The 16847-nt window shown below is 39.2% G+C and carries 13 protein-coding genes; 9 read left to right on the top strand and 4 right to left on the bottom strand.

What is annotated here, in order from left to right; genetic code table 11:
- Nucleotides 1–444: 444 nt before the first annotated feature.
- From QE357_RS24785 to QE357_RS24815, 7 genes are all read left to right on the top strand, one after another.
- Nucleotides 445–1005: an RNA polymerase sigma factor gene (locus QE357_RS24785; protein ID WP_307144382.1), complete on the top strand. Its 561-nt coding sequence runs from the start codon at nucleotides 445–447 to the stop codon at nucleotides 1003–1005.
- On the top strand, nucleotides 1002–2405 hold the full coding sequence (locus tag QE357_RS24790; RefSeq protein ID WP_309713994.1) for a hypothetical protein: 1404 nt from the start codon (nucleotides 1002–1004) through the stop codon (nucleotides 2403–2405). The genes QE357_RS24785 and QE357_RS24790 overlap by 4 nt, the downstream gene beginning before the upstream one ends.
- 135 nt (nucleotides 2406–2540) lie before the next feature.
- Nucleotides 2541–3380 (top strand): glycosyltransferase family 2 protein, encoded by an 840-nt coding sequence (locus tag QE357_RS24795; RefSeq protein WP_309713997.1) that lies wholly within the window; start codon nucleotides 2541–2543, stop codon nucleotides 3378–3380.
- Between the two features lie 141 nt (nucleotides 3381–3521).
- Nucleotides 3522–4019 carry a hypothetical protein gene (locus tag QE357_RS24800; protein ID WP_309714000.1) on the top strand — a complete coding sequence of 166 codons (498 nt, stop codon included), beginning with the start codon at nucleotides 3522–3524 and terminating at the stop codon, nucleotides 4017–4019.
- A gap of 11 nt (nucleotides 4020–4030) precedes the next feature.
- A complete protein-coding gene (locus QE357_RS24805) occupies nucleotides 4031–4393 on the top strand; it encodes a hypothetical protein (protein WP_309714002.1) in 363 nt (120 codons plus the stop codon).
- 37 nt (nucleotides 4394–4430) lie between these two features.
- Nucleotides 4431–5138 carry a glycosyltransferase gene (locus tag QE357_RS24810; protein ID WP_309714005.1) on the top strand — a complete coding sequence of 236 codons (708 nt, stop codon included), beginning with the start codon at nucleotides 4431–4433 and terminating at the stop codon, nucleotides 5136–5138.
- A 363-nt stretch (nucleotides 5139–5501) separates the two neighbouring features.
- On the top strand, nucleotides 5502–5864 hold the full coding sequence (locus QE357_RS24815) for an FdtA/QdtA family cupin domain-containing protein (RefSeq protein ID WP_307144325.1): 363 nt from the start codon (nucleotides 5502–5504) through the stop codon (nucleotides 5862–5864).
- Between the two features lie 897 nt (nucleotides 5865–6761).
- Here the strand turns inward: QE357_RS24815 and QE357_RS24820 are convergent.
- On the bottom strand, nucleotides 6762–7427 hold the full coding sequence (locus QE357_RS24820; protein WP_309714006.1) for a recombinase family protein: 666 nt from the start codon (nucleotides 7425–7427) through the stop codon (nucleotides 6762–6764).
- A gap of 3664 nt (nucleotides 7428–11091) precedes the next feature.
- Here QE357_RS24820 and QE357_RS24825 point away from each other — a divergent pair.
- Complete coding sequence (locus QE357_RS24825) at nucleotides 11092–11754, top strand: AAA family ATPase (RefSeq protein WP_309714009.1); 663 nt, start codon at nucleotides 11092–11094, stop codon at nucleotides 11752–11754.
- A gap of 1 nt (nucleotide 11755) precedes the next feature.
- Nucleotides 11756–12049 (top strand): hypothetical protein, encoded by a 294-nt coding sequence (locus QE357_RS24830; RefSeq protein WP_309714011.1) that lies wholly within the window; start codon nucleotides 11756–11758, stop codon nucleotides 12047–12049.
- A 121-nt stretch (nucleotides 12050–12170) separates the two neighbouring features.
- Here QE357_RS24830 and QE357_RS24835 read toward each other — a convergent pair whose 3' ends face one another.
- The 3 genes from QE357_RS24835 to QE357_RS24845 all read right to left on the bottom strand — a co-directional run bounded on the left by QE357_RS24835 (nucleotide 12171) and on the right by QE357_RS24845 (nucleotide 16443).
- On the bottom strand, nucleotides 12171–13589 hold the full coding sequence (locus QE357_RS24835; protein WP_309714014.1) for a replication initiation protein: 1419 nt from the start codon (nucleotides 13587–13589) through the stop codon (nucleotides 12171–12173).
- Nucleotides 13590–14317: 728 nt separating this feature from the next.
- Nucleotides 14318–14758: a helix-turn-helix domain-containing protein gene (locus tag QE357_RS24840; RefSeq protein WP_309714017.1), complete on the bottom strand. Its 441-nt coding sequence runs from the start codon at nucleotides 14756–14758 to the stop codon at nucleotides 14318–14320.
- Nucleotides 14759–14805: 47 nt separating this feature from the next.
- Entirely contained in the window at nucleotides 14806–16443 is a 1638-nt protein-coding gene (locus tag QE357_RS24845; RefSeq protein ID WP_309714020.1) for a PAS domain S-box protein, read from the bottom strand.
- Nucleotides 16444–16847: the final 404 nt, after the last annotated feature.

Below are 16847 nucleotides of genomic sequence, written 5' to 3' on the forward strand. Positions count from 1 at the left end.
AGACAGAAAAAATTCTTGGAAAGATGACCATACATCAGATCAAATAATAAATACTCATACTTTACTATTTATTTAATTAGCATGATAACCCTTAATTAAATTGTAAAGTATGAGTACTTGTATAAAGATAAAATTTGGCAATAATTTGTTATTTCATTTATTATTAATTACCTGATGAAATAACAAATTATTATTAAATTTATTATAGTACTGATAAAGGGTTATTACATCATTTTTTTTGTGAAAAATGTTTCATTGATAATGATATTATAGGCGTAATCAAGTAGAATTACATTTATTTACTTTAGTAACTTATATCCATATAAAGTACTAGCTATGGATAATGACCATGAGAGAATTTAAAATATCCATCATCTAATTTTAAAATTGCTTTAATGCATATCCGTCTAACGGTTCGAGTAACATATATTTATTGTAAAATCGATGATAAAGGAGGAACATAAAGAACGAGAACTAGTAGATCGTTTACTATTGAAAAATCAAGCTAGTTGGAAAGAGCTGTATAATCTTTATGCTGCTAATTTATTCACGGTATGCTCTCGCTACGTTAGAGAAAAAGAGGATGCTAAAGATATATTACAAAATAGTTTTATAAAAATGTTTCATTCTATTACAGAATTTGAATATAGAGGAATAGGTTCTTTACGAGCTTGGATGTCTAGAATAGTCATTAACGAGTCATTAAAACATATAAAAAAATACGCTAAATTGGACTTTACCACTGAATTAGGAACTTTAGCTGATACAGTTACTGATGAAGAGCCTGATTTAGAGCAAATAGATGAATCAGATCTACTTGAACTTATAGCGACTTTACCTATTGGATATAGAACTGTTTTCAATCTATACGTTTTTGAAGAAAAAAGCCATAAAGAAATTGCTAATTTGCTAGACATTGCTGAGAACTCTTCAGCTTCACAATTTCACAGAGCAAAAAGTCTGTTAGTTCGTAAATTGAAGAATCATAAAAGAAGTGCAATATGAATGAAAAATGGTTAAATAAACTACGCGATAAGCTCGATGGATATTCAGAAAATCCACCAGAAGACTTATGGAAGGATATAGAAAAAGAACTTTTTAGCTCCCCACGTAAAAAGGGAATATTCATTAAGTATAATAAATATTCCTTTACAGTATCTAAAAAACATATTTATACCGCAAGCATAGCTATCTTATTTCTTTTGATTTTAAATGTAGCTTTTTTTAAAGAATACATTAACCAGACTAAATCAATCTCTAATCCCATTGTAGCAAACAATACTACTCAAAGTAATGATGATTATAAACGCAAGAAAAGTATTAAAGATCAAGATTATAACAATGACAATACTGTACTTAGCAGTTCTATTGGCGAATATAATACCATAAAACATTCTGATTATTATTCATTGGATAAAAAGCAAATCATTGAAAAAAAACAAATATTGGATGATTTAAAACAAGTTGCTATTAATGATTTTACTGCTTTGATTAAACAACAGACGGATAATTCAAAAGTAAATAAAAGTAATTTTATTGCCAGCCCTTATTTATTCGATCGAACCGTCTCCTGGGAAACCCTAGTGAAAAATATAGATAAGATGGATAGTACTAATCTCGCTAAAGCTAAAACAGATCAGCAACCTCTATTGAAAGAAATAAAAGATACTTTGGAAGAGGAAATAGCCCAGGTAAAAACTAGACACAAGGTTAAACCTTTTGCTATGAACCTAACTACAGGTCAAATGTTTAGTGATGCTAGTCAACAGTTTAGTGGCTATACCAGTAGTGATGGAAATCCTATTGTCGGTGAAGAGTTACCAGGCACTCCGTTCAAAGAACTATATGACGATATACTATTAGCTAATGAGCTTGAAGCTGTAGCGACCGATGTCAAGTATAAAGCTCCTATCACCGCTAGTATATCTGCTCAACATCAGTTAACTGAAAAGTTAAGCTTTGTTTATGGGTTAAGTTATACGAAGCTGAAATCTCAGCTACAGTCAGGAAGTGCGAATTCATATGTAAAACGTGAACTTACACTACACTACATCGGTATCCCAATCCAGCTTAATTTTAATATTATGAAGTATAAGAGTTTTACTAGTTATCTAACCATTGGGTCCCATATTAAAAAAGCAGTAACTGGTTCATACCAAGATAGCTATACTTTACACAATCAAACTACTATTGGAATTTCGGAGCGTGTTACAGATAAGCCTTTACATATTGCAGCTCGTACTTCAATAGGTTTTCAATATTTATTAACACCTAAGCTTAGTATCTTGGCAGAGCCAGGGATTGAATATTATTTTATAAATAAAAGTAGTTTAGAGACTATTTACCAAAAAGACCCTCTAAAGTTTAATCTAAATTTAGGAGTTCGATTTATGCTATCTAAATAATACATATTAGGTATTAGAATAATTAATTCTACACGATATAGTGTACTAGGAATAGTAAAACTATTTCAACTACCTGCTCTTAATTTTTACCCTAAAACTTAAAGGTCGTATCGAACAATATCAAAACCTGTGACAATGGATATGGCCGCAGTTAATTCAAATCGTGTAGTAAAAACGACTCTCCTCATTTCAACGTACAACTGGCCTGAAGCTCTGCACCTTTGTTTACTCAGTGTCAGTCGTCAGTCCGTTCTTCCAGACGAGGTTATCATTGCCGACGATGGTTCAACGATTGAGACGTATGATCTGATTGAAAGCCTGAGAAAGACGTTTCCTGTGCCTCTGATTCACGTGTGGCAGGAGGACGAAGGTTTTCAATTAGCTAAAATTCGCAATAAGGCCATTGCCAGAGCTACCCAGGATTACATCATTCAGGTGGACGGAGACCTTATTCTTCACAAACATTTCATTGAAGATCATCTGGAACTCAGCAAACCGGGCACGTTTATGACCGGCAGCCGGGTTTTGATGAACAAGCGTTTGTCAGAAAAGACAATACAAACTGGTAAACTAGTATTTCATCCCATACAAGATGGGTTAAAAAACAAATTCAATGTTCTACGTATAAAAATTTTAAGGAAATATTTTTCGAAACGATATCATATTTATGATTGTATGAAATTAAGAGGATGTAATATGGCGTTCTGGCGTGAGGATCTGATCAGAGTCAATGGCTATAATGAAGATTTTTACGGTTGGGGAAGAGAAGATAACGATATTGCTTTACGCTTAATGCACGCAGGAATTGCCAAACAAGTTTTAAAATTTGGTGGAATTGCTTTTCACTTACATCATATTCTAAATAGTAGTAATGTTTCTAAATCAAATGAAAAGTGTTTAGTTCAAACTATACTTACGAAACAATACAGATGCAATAATGGTATTGATCAATATTTAAAGTTAATCCCCTTATAGTCAATACATAAAAACTATACACACTTTTATCATTAATTTGTAATATATATACTATCAATTACAAATTACTAACTATAAATAAATGTTCCTCTAGGACTAATGAAAGCCAATTCAACGAATTCATTAACTACATTAAAGACAATGAAAGCACTTATAGTCAATTTATCAGTAAGCTTATTTTTTATTTATGCTCTAGCTTGTAAAGAATACATAATAAGAATAATAGCCGTACATAAAGATGATACTTCTGCCAATGTCAATGAAACGGATATACCTTTTAAGGTTGCTCAAGGGTATTACATAAATAATTCAGTCCATGGTCGATTAGCTTATCCTAATATCTATACACAACATGATTTAGATACTTTTTTCAGTTCGTCTTCCATGATGGGTAAAGAAGAAATATCAACCTCAATCGATTTCTCTAAACAATTTGTTATTGCCTTAACAGAGCCTAAAGTAGAGGAGGATTTTTTTTTACACCCTATTAGCCTAAAAAAAGACAGGGAGGGTCAAATTATTTTGAATTATAAGAAGGAATTAGGTTTAAAGCAAACTTATGCTTCTACAGCTTTTGTTTTGATAATTGTAGATAAAAAGTATGATGCATCAGTAGTGTTAAATGAAATTGATGAGTGAACGAGTGTTTAATGAGTATTCGTTTGAGTTTACTGGCTTACTTATGCTTATGGGTGATTCTCTTTAATCATGCCGCTGAAGCTCAAACGTACATCATCGCTATTCAAGGAGCGGCTCTCTATATTTTACTCGAAAAAGAAAAGCGGCCCCGCTGGGCGTATACCTGTGCGGGGCTGGTCGTTTTGCTGGCCATTTTTCCTGCCACGGACCTTTGTCCCCCCCTCTGGCGTAGGGAGTTTTTCTATCCCTACCTCATGAAAGTCATTCCCTGTACGCTGATTTGGTTTGTTTTACAATTTGAATTGATTAGTCGTGGGCTTCAACAACGTAAGTACCGAACCCCTGAGAATCAGCCTAGTTATTCCCTGCTATAACCCCTCGGAAGGCTGGAGTAATTTGATTCTGAAACGTATGCAGGAACTCAAGGCCATTTGGCCCGCATACGAACTTGAATGCATCATTTCAAACGACGGTTCTACCCGTTTGCAAATGGAAGAAGTCGAACGCTTGAGCCGGGAGACGGGTATCCTTTTCTTAAACAATCAGGAAAACCAGGGCAAAGGAGCGTCCATTCGTAAAGGGGCGGCTTCTTCGCACGGTGAAATTATTATTTATACCGACATTGATTTTCCCTTCGGCATCGAACCGGTGGTAGAGATGGTGGAGTTACTGCAAGTCAACCCCAGATGTCAGTTTGTGTATGGGGCTCGCAGTAAACAGTATTTCCGGCAGTTACCTTTCAAGCGGAAGGTAATATCCCAGTGTCTGAAAATGCTGAATGTATTTCTGCTTTCCCCCCGAATCAAAGATACGCAGGCGGGTATCAAGGCTCTGCGTCGGGAGGTATTGAATGAAATGCTGGCTACGCAAACCAATTCATTTGTGTTTGAAATTGAGTTTATTCGAAAACTCATGCAGAGAAAAGTAGAGATTCGTTCGGTGGCGGTAAGTCCTGAACCCGGTTTGGTATTTAGTGACTTTGGCTCGCAGACGCTTTGGCGGGAACTCATTAATCTGGTTCGTATCTTTACCCGGAAAGCTCCCATTGCGACGGCAGTGGAAATACCCATGATAGAAATCCAACCCGAGACGTATGCAGGCGGTTACGCTGACTTTTGATCTGGAAGAATTCGATATTCCCGAGGAGTACGGGCAGTTTATTTCTTTCAGAAACATCATGCAGCGTATGGCCTCTTTATGCTAGTGAAAAAAAGCGTATCTGAAATGGTATTACCGACGATCTGAAGACGGAATATCTTAAACAGGGATGTGATTTCCTGCCTCTATAAACTATACGTATAGGCATTAGCGTTACGCAGCAACGCAAATTCTGCCACTTTACTAAGATATCGGATTTCATGAACTTTTGCATCCGCTACATTGGGAACAGCAATTTGGCAGAGAAGTCAATTTTCTCATTAAATGTTCCTATCAGACTACTACAAACAAACTAAATCCTATTAACTCAATATCTAGAACCTTGTGGCTCATCTCATCGACCTGAAAACATTTACCGACGAACGTGGTAACCTTACGGTAGTCGAAAAAGTAATTCCTTTTCCAATTAAACGTATTTTCTACATTTATGGCGTAGATAATTCGATTCGGGGCGGACATCGGCATCATCATACTATACAGGCCGCTATATGTTTGCAAGGAACCTGTACCATTTACAATGATAACAGTCAGCATAAGCAGCAATTTGTTCTTAATTCAGCCGACAAGTGCCTAATTCTTAATCCTGAAGACTGGCATCAAATGGATGACTTTTCCGAAGATGCCATTCTTATGGTACTTGCTTCTGAATACTTCACACCGGAAGATTATATATACGAAAGATATTAATTGGTAGGGGTTGAAAGGTGAATAAGAATACTATTCTGTAGCATATAGTATACGGTCTCCTATCCAAAAGAAGTAAGGAAAGAACTTAACTGGGAGAATTATTTGTACTCGAAGCTACAGACTTTAGTTTTTACTAGTATAAAGTGTGAAATAACTCCTACGTGTTGGCGAATAACCCCATGATTCATTATTCTCATCAGAACAGCGTTCGTCTCGTAGCGAAGGGAACATTTAAAATATATATGTTTTCCAGAGCTATCCCCATTGTGCACCTGTTGTAAGCGAGTTTACAAAACTTGTACCGAGAGGAAGATTGACACATAAGTGCTATTGAAGAGTAATGTTTGTCTACTACACATCGCTTAATTAAAAATGCAAAAAAGGGTATCACTAGTGAAAGTTTTACTTCTACAGTTGTCTATTCCTATTTTGATAATCAGTTGCATAACTTACTTTTGGGAACATACGCGAGTGGTGAATATAAGCATGCATTCGAAAACGTAGTTTTGTTTTATCAGGAAAACTTATAATTATCAGCTTCACGTCCTATCAACTTCTTAAAAGACTACTGAAGTGTACAATTAAACGAAATCAACTATGCCTTTTAGGTGCTGTATAAAGATAAAAATGCTATCTGAATACAATAGAATTTTTACAATCGATGGGTAAAACTAGAATAAGGGTAGATTTTAAAGGATTTGAATCAATACTTAATCCTTCTACTAAACTTGTCAATACGAAGAATATATTACGAAAAAGAAGTAGAGTAATCTAAACAAACTTGAAATCTTATTAAAGATATATACAATTCAGAATTTGAATTGAAAGCATAATGCTAGAAATCGATTCTTTGCTTTGTACATATCTAGAAGAGTAAACGCCAAACTGCTTTCCCGCTCAACTTTCTAGTAGCTTGACCACTCGTTGAACCTGCTTGATGGTAAACGCTTTTCCCCGACGGGTCAAAAAGCCATTGGCATTAAAGAGGCGGGTGATCTCGGCCCAGCTGTGCCCCCCCTTGCGAAGCGACTCGGCCAGGAGTCCGGCTTTACGGTTATTTTCATGGGTCCGGGCATTGGCTTGCTGAACGCTTCGCCCCTTCTGTCTACTTTCTTCCGTTAGATTTAAAGGATTTCCCAGCGTCTCCCCTCGCTTTTTTTTCTCAGCTAGGGCGAGCCGGGTCCGCTCGGCAATGAGCTCCCGTTCGTACTGAGCCAGGGTAGCCATCATGCCAATGGTCAGGGTATTGGCCTCGGGCATATCCACGCAAACAAACTCCACGCCCGCATCCCGAAGCGTGAAGACAAAAGCAACATTACGCGTGAGTCGGTCGAGCTTGGCAATGAGAAGGACGGCCCCGTGAGCTTTGCAATACGCGATGGCGGCCTGAAGCTGGGGGCGATCATTCTTTCGGCCCGATTCAATATCGGTGAATCGCTTGATCTCTTCTCCTTTATTTTTTAAGAACGCATCGACGGCCGCTTGCTGAGCTTCGAGTCCCAGACCCGATCGGCCCTGGCGTTGGGTGGAAACCCGGAAGTAAGCAACATAAGCTTGAAGCATGACAAATTGACAAAAGAGAGAAATGAGCAAAAAAGGAGTGTTCCACGGGTAAAGTTAAGTAAAAAGATTAAGAATGACATTCTATCAACGTCCGTTCTTAAAATGTTATAAAACCACAAACATTACCTAAAATTATATGCGCTCTATTTGCCAAAGCTGAAAACAATGATTTTTTACCTTTTAAATACCTGATAGACAATTAGTTATAAAAGTTGCACTCGTTTTGGCCTTACAAACAATCTAATAGCTTTAAAATCAACACTTTACTAGAAAGAAAATTATAAAATAGCTAATCAATCCCTCTTTTACGCCCGCCCTATCACCTTTTGGAAATTTCCATTTTTGATTTTCTCGAATAGCTGAAAGTGGAAATATTCTGGTATTTCTCCCCCAATCGTTCGTCATCGGATCGCGTCAGAGTCATAGGGCGATTAAGGCCGGGAGTCGGTTCCCTTTAAAAAGTATAACAAATCTATATTCATTCCTGACTCACGCTAAGCTACCCGATCAGCTCTTTCTTAATTTAACAGTCGTTAACTGTATCTTACAAGGGGTAGCGTTTTCCTGCTCTACCACAAGTTGCCTCTCACGGCCTTTGGGTAGCCAGTCCTTACCGTAGGTAGGTTCTAGTTAACTTCAGGGTTATTCTCCCCCATGACTTGTATGGGTGATTTGAGAGGATCAGGCCTATCTACTACAGCTCGCTTAATAGAACGAAGCAGGATAGATGACCCTGTTCAATAAAACTACTTTTTACTCTTTTCATTAAACACCACAGCCGTTACTAGTACCTATTTAGTGCCTTTCTTTTAAGCATTGTAAGCCTAGACTAGTCTCAAATATTTTTCCAACTTCTAACCTTACCTTTTGCTTAATTATCCATCTCTTCTCAGGCGAGGTTATGGCTTGATAGCGTACCTGAAGTACTGATACATCAATTCAAAGCACTATTCAACATGCTGGCTTTTTTCAGCTCTACCCAACTCATTATCTATTACTGAATTGATGATGAGTTAGGCAGAGGTATTGACTACTCCGGGAAAACATTGAATCTTTTGTACCGGTATTTCTCGGGCATGCACCGAAGGATTGAAGCCGAATCAAGCTTCTAGGTAATCGCTCGGTATTTACCGACAAATACCGAGCGATCCTAAAGATCTCATCCTCGATACGCCGTAAGTGTACTGATTACATGAGATTCTTTCCCGGGCAATGTCCGGCATATTCCGGTCAAATATTTGTACCGGGCACTGCTCGGCAAATGCCCGGTATCTATCGGTACTCAGCCGATCGTGTGGTTTCTCGGTATTTCCCCGGCAAATACCGAGTCTTGCGGTCTACTAATGTTTTGATTTATTTCTCGGCAATCATCGGAAAGGTTGCCTACACTCTTGACTTGAAAACAAGTGCCCTTTTACCTAAAAAAACACCGGTATTTCTCAGGCATTTACCGAGTAGTGCCCGGTGTAGCATTCTACCGGTAACTACCGGCATTTGCCCAGGAAAAAGTTAGTCTGAGATTAGCCTTTTCTTGGGTTTATCTAAGGCTCGGTTCCCAGCCACACCTTAAATCACTGATAATCAGAGATACTATTTCCTCTGATTCAGTACAGCTCTTCTCTTCTAGCAATCTTTTCACACTTCTCTCAACCAATATTCTTCGGCATTTACCGATTTAGATTTTCTATCCGCTCATTTGTTAACGAATGCTTTTTGCCCGGATAATGTCCCAGAAATACCGAGCCTTTTTCGCAAGACACTAGTACCGACATAGATATCCCCTTTATTAGATACACTAAGAGGGCTGATCTTTCCTTATATTCTCTATTAACCTGACTATCGTACCTTTCTCTTCAGATTATATTTGGGTACTGCAAAGAGTCCTTTTCATCGAATTATGAATCCATTGCTTGGCTGCTCTCATGGGCCCGCTGATTCTTTTTAAGCTGCTTTCTAACCCCCCAATCCTGCCCCTTGGATCTTAATTAAGTTTCGGCTCTCAAGGACTCTAATCGTTTGCAAAGAGGATTATGAGTGCTGGTTGATCTTCTCATCTAATACCTTCAACTCAAACGTCCGATCTTTTTCTGTTTTTCACCGATAAACCATATCTAAAAATAATAGATCGGTACGAGAAAAAAATATAGTATAACTGGCTCAACTTTTTCCGCTACCCCCTTTTTTAGTTAATCAAATGTTAGCTCCGGCGGAAATTCAGCAATTGTTAAACTCATTGCTAGCTGATTCACCTATTTTACCTATGCTTTTGACTGAGGTCATAGTCGCTCAAACTTTTCAAGTTTAAGGTTGTCATTGGCTAGACGTCTAATAGAATGTTACAGATAATAGTGTATTACTAACTTGAATGGATAAGTACCACAGCAACAAATACTAGCACGGAGAAGGGTCTGGTGGGCAAAATTGTGATTTTGGGTGGGCGTGATTTCATAAAAAGTAGGCAGGTTAAAGGTTGTACTTTACTAAGATTAGGTATCGATTCGGCAGCCCAATTTGGCTGGATCTATTCAAGATTAAATACTTTCTTAAAAGCCTTGTGCTCTTTTAAAGAGCACTACTGAATTTAAGTAGATATACTCACAAATCACAGTTTCTTTAAAATTCAGGTAGTGTTCTATATAAATCTGAAAAAATGATTGTAATATGCTCAAAATTTAATAAAACCTATTTCTACTAATAATTGCTTTATTATTAGTAGATTAACGATTAACTATGGTGCTGTAACTTATACTAAAAATTACACTATTTTCTATATGTATTTAGCACTTAATCTGGTGTTATTCGAGGTAAGCTCAGAGAGTAACAAATCAATCTAGAGGTAAAGACAGCATCATGTGATCAGCGTACAGCTATCAAATCCTTTGCAAAGCGTAGGACAGGCATCCTGAAGAATGTTGCTACCCATGATTTCATTCATTCAGGCTCTTGCCAGTAAACAATGATGCACCCTGGCAATTATGGATAAGTACCTGTCATTGCAGGTATAGAAGCAACCTGAAACCTTCCTCTCCCCTGTTAAAAGTCATTAAGCCGACTTAACTCCAGAGCTATTATTTAGCACTAAAACACCATCATTACTTACACTATTTTTCAACCATATGTAGCACCAAATTTTACTTATATTCTATTATAAAACAGATAATTATGATAATAATCAATATTATGAAACTAAAGTATATTATTCATTTTAATACCAACACAAATGAATTAGGAACCCATAGTCATTCAAAGCATGACCACTGCCTGCATCAACTCATCTTTTTATAATTAGCAGGCGGGGAAGCGAATGACTGGAAATGTAACCAGAGAGAAGGAAGCAGGATTTCGACGCACGACCGAGTGGGGTTACTTTACAGGTCTATAAAATGACTGCATACTGTTGATACTGCCGACCCAATTCAGACTTTTCTCAGATGCCTGTTATCAGACTCACCCTGACGCTTAATAAGGCTAATAAATTCAGAACGCTTAGGCATCTCTGAAACTGATTTCATCAACCGTTTTCAGATTCAGTCTTGATTCGCCTGTTTGATGATACGATCTTATTGTTTCACACCAGAAAGTACCTATATTTGGTGCATCTATCCATACTGGAAACAGCACTATTTTTCAACCATTATCAGCACTAAAATTTGTCTCTAAATATATGATTATCACAGTCGGAGGAACTAAAGGTGGAAGCGGAAAAACAACCATCTCAACAAATATTACCGTTTGGCTGGCCCGGCAGGGCAAGGATGTCTTGCTGGTAGATGCCGATGATCAGGCATCTGCGATGTCCTTCACAGGGTTTCGGCATAACACACTTCAGGGAGAGGTAGGCTATACCCCAGTAAAGCTGACCGGAGATAAGATCTTCACCTATATCAAATCCATGGAGAAGAAGTTCACCGATATCGTCATTGATACGGGTGGCCGGGATACGGTGTCTCAGCGGGCTGCTTTATTGGTTTCTGATCTGTATCTGGTTCCGTTTGTACCCCGGAGTTTTGAGATGTGGACGCTGGGAACGGTGGATCAATTAGTCGGAGAGGTGAAAGCCATGAATCCGGGATTACAACCGAAAGCTTTCCTGAATCGGGTGGAGCCGAGAAGTAACTACGTCGCCGGTGCCGTCGAATTGCTACAGAACTCTCAAAACCTCATTCCGGTTATGGCTCAGTTAGGAGATCGGGTGGTGTATGCCCATTCGGCCGTGCAGGGCCTGGGTATCATCGAGTACCGCCCCAGTGATAAAACGGCAGAGCAGGAATTCAATGCTCTCATGCAGGAGATTTTAGAAACAACTACTGACCACACGTCCCATTAATATGGCAGCGAAACCGAAACCACAAATTCAGCTACCGACCAAGGAAGCTCTGGAATTTATTCATAAAGGCGGAAGCGTCCCGAAGCACATCGAGGCACGGGAAGAACCTGCCGAATCAGGCGATGTCAAACGGGCCTATAATGTTCCCATTTATCAGAGCCAGATCGATGACATTAAATCAATCATTGAATCCATGCCGGAACGTAAACGACCTTCTCTGCGGAAGTATCTGGCCGAAGCCATCGAACAGCGGATTGAGCGGGATAAGAAGATTAGTGCCAGAAAACAGTCCTAATCAGTACTATTCTTTACACCAGAAGTAGCATTATTTATTGCACAAAATGTCGTGCTATATCATTACCTTAATTAATTGTACACCAATACTTTTCACTAGTAAAATGAATAGTTAGTAACTACTATACCAGTGAAAATCCCATATTCTCAGCCAGAGGCTGATAGATGTCCAGTACCTGCTTCAGTTTTTCAGGATAGATCTGCTGAAAATAATGAAGCTTGAGCCCCTGAATCATACCTGAGCCTTCCTTTACCTGGTCGGCCAGGGTTTCAGGCGTCAGGTTCAGTTTGTTGAAAAGCGAAATGGCAATTTCCAGGTGTACGGGTATGCGTTCCTGCTGGCTCAGGTTCTGAACGAAATCCATGAACAGGCGAGCTTCCTGAGGGTTTTGCAAAGTCACCACCATCACTTCGTTGATTCGGTTGGCGTAGATATCCCGCAGGGTGTTACGGGCCGACTCCTGAGAATCCTGTACTTTAGGCTTTGCTACCTTATGCACCACCGGAGTAACGACCTCTTTTACCTTACCGGCAACAGGAGGTCGTTTGTTGGCTACCATCTTAGACAGATAGGCCACCGGATTATTGATATCATTCCGTTGTTCCAGATAAGCAAGGCCCAGCTCCAGGTTAGTTTTAACCTGCTCCGTGCCATGCTTATCAATCCAGCCTTGATAAATGGATCGGGACACCAAGTACTTCTTCAGCCGGGTAAACAGTGGATCCTCGGGGGCAGGAACCGGTTCAGCTAATTCCAGCTCATCCGGATCGGAAAGCTCTAACGACGGTTTTCCTTTCAAAGCAAAGCAAACCGTATGGGCTACCCGTTGCCGCTTTAGCTCCGTAATGTCCAGAATCTGAATATCCGTTTCGCGATTAATCTCCTCCATGCAGCGGAGCAGTATCCGGTTTTTAAACTCAGCATACCTCTTGTAAGTGTCAGGAGGCACAGAAAGCATGAATCTTAACTCATCAACCGGATATTTGGGATAAGCCGTGTGTTGCCGAAGCCGATGCTTCAGGATCATGTACAGCTTGATGGAATAGGGGGAAGCCAGCTGCGTGAGATATTTAGTCGAAATACTCAGGTATTCACTTTTCAGTTGCAGCAGGTATGGTTTCAGATCCGGATGAAAGCGAACCAGAATGTGCGTCTTATTTTCCTCTAGTAAGGGTTCTGCCTTCTTATCCAGCACTGGAATAGTAATCTTATAAGGTTCGCCATCGAGTTCACCGATGCGGGAAAAAGTTCGATGGGATAAATTAAATACAGCTTCTCGCAGCAACTCATACTGGCCCCCAAAATCTTTCAGGCCATTTTCCCTGATGATATCACTAATGCTGATTCGCTGCAAGGCAAATTCATCGTCATCTCTGTGTAGAGTAGCCAGCAGATGAAAGAAGACCCGATATTCATTAATAGAAAAACTGCTCTGAGCTTCTATCAGGCCATCCTTACCAGCTTTGATCTGGATGTATTTCTTCACCGGAACTACATCCCGGACTTCTTCAATGAAAAGAGGCTTGGAAGGCTTTGCCATAGTACTCACGTTTCCAGCGGTGTAACGAATTCAGAAATAAATCTCCGAGAAATATGTCACCGACCAGAAAGGTTAAAGGTCAGAAAATCAAAGCTTTACTATACATCAGATGCATAATGCAACTTTAGTCAAATATAGCCGAAACTTTTGATTGTACCGAGATATTTGTCACCGAGACCGAGAAATATGTCATGGAAGAACCTTTTATTCACCCAATATAAACATTTACATGCCTTAAAATCAATTCATTATTAAATAAGAATTCATCAATATTTCCAAAATCAGTGATTTCCGAGAAATATGTCACCGAAATCGAGAAATGTGTCACCGAGACCGAGAAATATGTCATTTACTCCGAGAAATATGTCACCTAAATCGAGAAATGTGTCACTGAGCTATCCGTAATAAATTGAATATCAAATACTTATTAAGCCGCAAAATAGATATCAAAATAAAATCAAAGTAATAATCAAAACTTTTGAGGATTCGAGATTTTTGTCACTAAAGTGATTCATAAAAAATAATTTATTGATTTTCAGGTATCTAGATACTAGTTGTAATAAATATCCAGATTATAAAGTAGTAAGGTTGGTGACAAAAATCTCGGTCAGTATTGAAGACGTAGAATCTTGTTTATCGTTTAAAAATAAAAAATTATGATTTAATATCGTTATAGTATCGTTATAATAATTTATTATTTCATTTTATATATCGTTTTCATGACAGAGTTATGCTACGTTTAACTCTTTAGTTGTATTTATTACACTAGCATTCTTCAAGTGGCTATTTTCAGACACCTTTAATTTATAAGGCCGATTAAAGGCCTCCTGAGACACTTTAAAATAACTGGCCAGTGTTCGGATCACTTCTTTAGATAATCCTTTCTTATAATGAAGAATATCAGAAACTAATCCTTTACTCACGCCTAAGATTTCAACCAAGTCTTTCGCTTTTATTGATCGGTCTTTCATCAGTGAAGAAAGTAACTCAATTGGATCTGCCAGAGATAGGGCTTCGTGTTCTTCGTCCCACTTTTCAATTAAATACGTCAGCAGCTCTATTTCATCCTGGGCACTTACATCCGAACGGTCTACAAGTCCTTCTAATACCGTGCAATACTCCTGATACTGCTGTTCTGTCTTAATTACCTTGTATTTTAGCTCTTCCATTTTAGTATCGATTTACAGTATACTGTTCATTGTTTTTACAGAGTTTATCATAGTCCGCATGTGTTCCAATCCAGCAAACGGGAATCTTCTCCTAAACTCTGGCGGTGGCGAAGATACAGCCGATCACTAAACTGCTGAATCTTACGGAGCGGCTCTTGCAAGTCATGACTAGCTACGTAAGCAAACTGCTCCAGACTCTCATTCGAGCGTACTAATTTCTCATTGAGTTCGGCCAGATTCTCAATGGATGAGGTCAGTTCCTCATTGGTCGCTTCTAATTCTTCCGTTCTCTTCTGAACCAGGAATTCCAGGGCTGCCTTTGTTTCGTAGTGATTGGTTACATCCCTAACTAATCCATCTACGTGCGTGGGCTGTCCTTCCAGATTTTTCCTGACTTGACCAACGGTTTGCAATATTCGCTTTTGCTCAGTCTGAGCATTAATAACGGTATATTCTACCTGGTAAGCACTACTGGAACCCGGCTGTAACGAATCCCTATAAATTTGAAGGACTTTTTGCTGATCGCTCTTTAGAATTACCCCCACTGAACTTTCAATATCTGTGACTTCAGGCAGGCCGTACCAGGCAGCTACTTTGGGAGATTTAACTAATTTATTAGTAGCTAAGTCAATAGTGTAGGTACCTAGATCAGCTAGATCGATCATGGATTGAAGAATCTCCTGACTTTCCTTAAAAGCCTGCTTCGCTCTCGCTTCTCCCGTTACATCTACGGCAATATCAAGAATGGCATATACGTTTCCTTCTTCATTAAAAACGGGGCTATAGGTGATGTTATAGATATTATGGGTCATTACCCCATTTTGTACAATTTTCACCTGAGAGCCATACGAGTGAAAACGTTGACCAGTGGTAAAAACATCATCCAGAATTTGTAGAAAAGGCTGATTTTCACTAACCAGCTCAGGCATTACCTCCCGTAAAGGCTTCCCTACAATATCGGGACCTTTGCCAACGATATCGATAAAGGTCTGGTTTGGGTTTTCAATGATTAAATCCCGACCCATAAACAGACCAATGGCTACGGGTGCCGTGGAAACAATGGAACGAAGTTTAGCTTCACTAGCTCGTAAACTTTCTTCGGCTAGTTTCTGCTCATGTACTTCTACTACTGTACCAATCATGCCGAGATAATTTCCTTCATTATCAAATCTAGGACTCCCTTTATCAATGGCCCAGCGGTAGGTACCATCATTCCTACGCAGGCGGTAAAGGATATCGAAGGAAAGGTGCTTCTCATTAGCCTCCAGGAACCTCTGAGCTGACGCCTGTTTATCCTCGGGGTGAGTGGCATTGAGCCATCCAAATCCTTCGGCCTGAGTTTTGGTCTGACCCGTGTATTCATACCATTGTCTGTTTAGGAAACTACAGCTGCCATCAGGCTCAGTCGTCCAAATCATAGCCGGTACGGTATCCGTAACTCTCCTGGCATACGTCTCGCTTTCCTGATTTCTAGCAAAGTCTGGCAGGGATTCTTCTGCCGTGGACAATATACCTACCACCTGTCCTGTTTCATCTGTCACTGGGCTAAAGCTTAACTGGTACTGTCTAGCTTCTTCTGCTGGTTGTACAGGCTTGTAAATAAACACATCCGTTTTCTCTCCCCTCCAGGTCTGTTCAAGCGATGGACCTAATTCTTTCCACACGATCTGAATTGGCTGACCCAAGGATGTGGGATGATCCAGTAGAGCACTATAAGATGTGTTGGGAAAGAAAAGAAAGTCCTGCCCCCAAAATAAAGCTATTTTAGTTGGAGACCGAAGCACGGTACCAAGCGTAATTTGAAGGCTAAGAGGCCAAAGATCCGGATCTCTCAGTGAAGAAGCACTCCAATCCAAAGAAGCCAGCTGTTGCCCCATTTCTCCCGTATTTTGAAAAAGAGGGTACATATAGAGACTAGAATGTTATAACGTTAACAATTTTACGTTCTTAAAGAAGACGAAGGCAAAGTAAGAGATGATGGTAATTTAACTCCAAGGGTAGGAAAAGTGTTTAAACGTACGTTACTCCTCGCGTTAGATGAATTCATCTTACTTTCATGAAGATTAGTAATCTCTATCAAAAACTCTTT

The organism is Siphonobacter sp. SORGH_AS_0500, assembly GCF_031453245.1.
Classification (GTDB): Bacteria; Bacteroidota; Bacteroidia; order Cytophagales; family Spirosomataceae; genus Siphonobacter.

Excerpts from the sequence above, each read along its gene's own strand:
- QE357_RS24785 (WP_307144382.1), top strand. The coding sequence starts at position 445 with ATGATAAAGGAGGAACATAAAGAACGAGAACTAGTAGATCGTTTACTA.
- QE357_RS24790 (WP_309713994.1), top strand. The coding sequence starts at position 1,002 with ATGAATGAAAAATGGTTAAATAAACTACGCGATAAGCTCGATGGATAT.
- QE357_RS24795 (WP_309713997.1), top strand. The coding sequence starts at position 2,541 with ATGGATATGGCCGCAGTTAATTCAAATCGTGTAGTAAAAACGACTCTC.
- QE357_RS24800 (WP_309714000.1), top strand. The coding sequence starts at position 3,522 with ATGAAAGCACTTATAGTCAATTTATCAGTAAGCTTATTTTTTATTTAT.
- QE357_RS24805 (WP_309714002.1), top strand. The coding sequence starts at position 4,031 with ATGAGTATTCGTTTGAGTTTACTGGCTTACTTATGCTTATGGGTGATT.
- QE357_RS24810 (WP_309714005.1), top strand. The coding sequence starts at position 4,431 with ATGCAGGAACTCAAGGCCATTTGGCCCGCATACGAACTTGAATGCATC.
- QE357_RS24820 (WP_309714006.1), bottom strand. The coding sequence starts at position 7,427 with ATGCTTCAAGCTTATGTTGCTTACTTCCGGGTTTCCACCCAACGCCAG.
- QE357_RS24825 (WP_309714009.1), top strand. The coding sequence starts at position 11,092 with ATGATTATCACAGTCGGAGGAACTAAAGGTGGAAGCGGAAAAACAACC.
- QE357_RS24830 (WP_309714011.1), top strand. The coding sequence starts at position 11,756 with ATGGCAGCGAAACCGAAACCACAAATTCAGCTACCGACCAAGGAAGCT.
- QE357_RS24835 (WP_309714014.1), bottom strand. The coding sequence starts at position 13,589 with ATGGCAAAGCCTTCCAAGCCTCTTTTCATTGAAGAAGTCCGGGATGTA.
- QE357_RS24840 (WP_309714017.1), bottom strand. The coding sequence starts at position 14,758 with ATGGAAGAGCTAAAATACAAGGTAATTAAGACAGAACAGCAGTATCAG.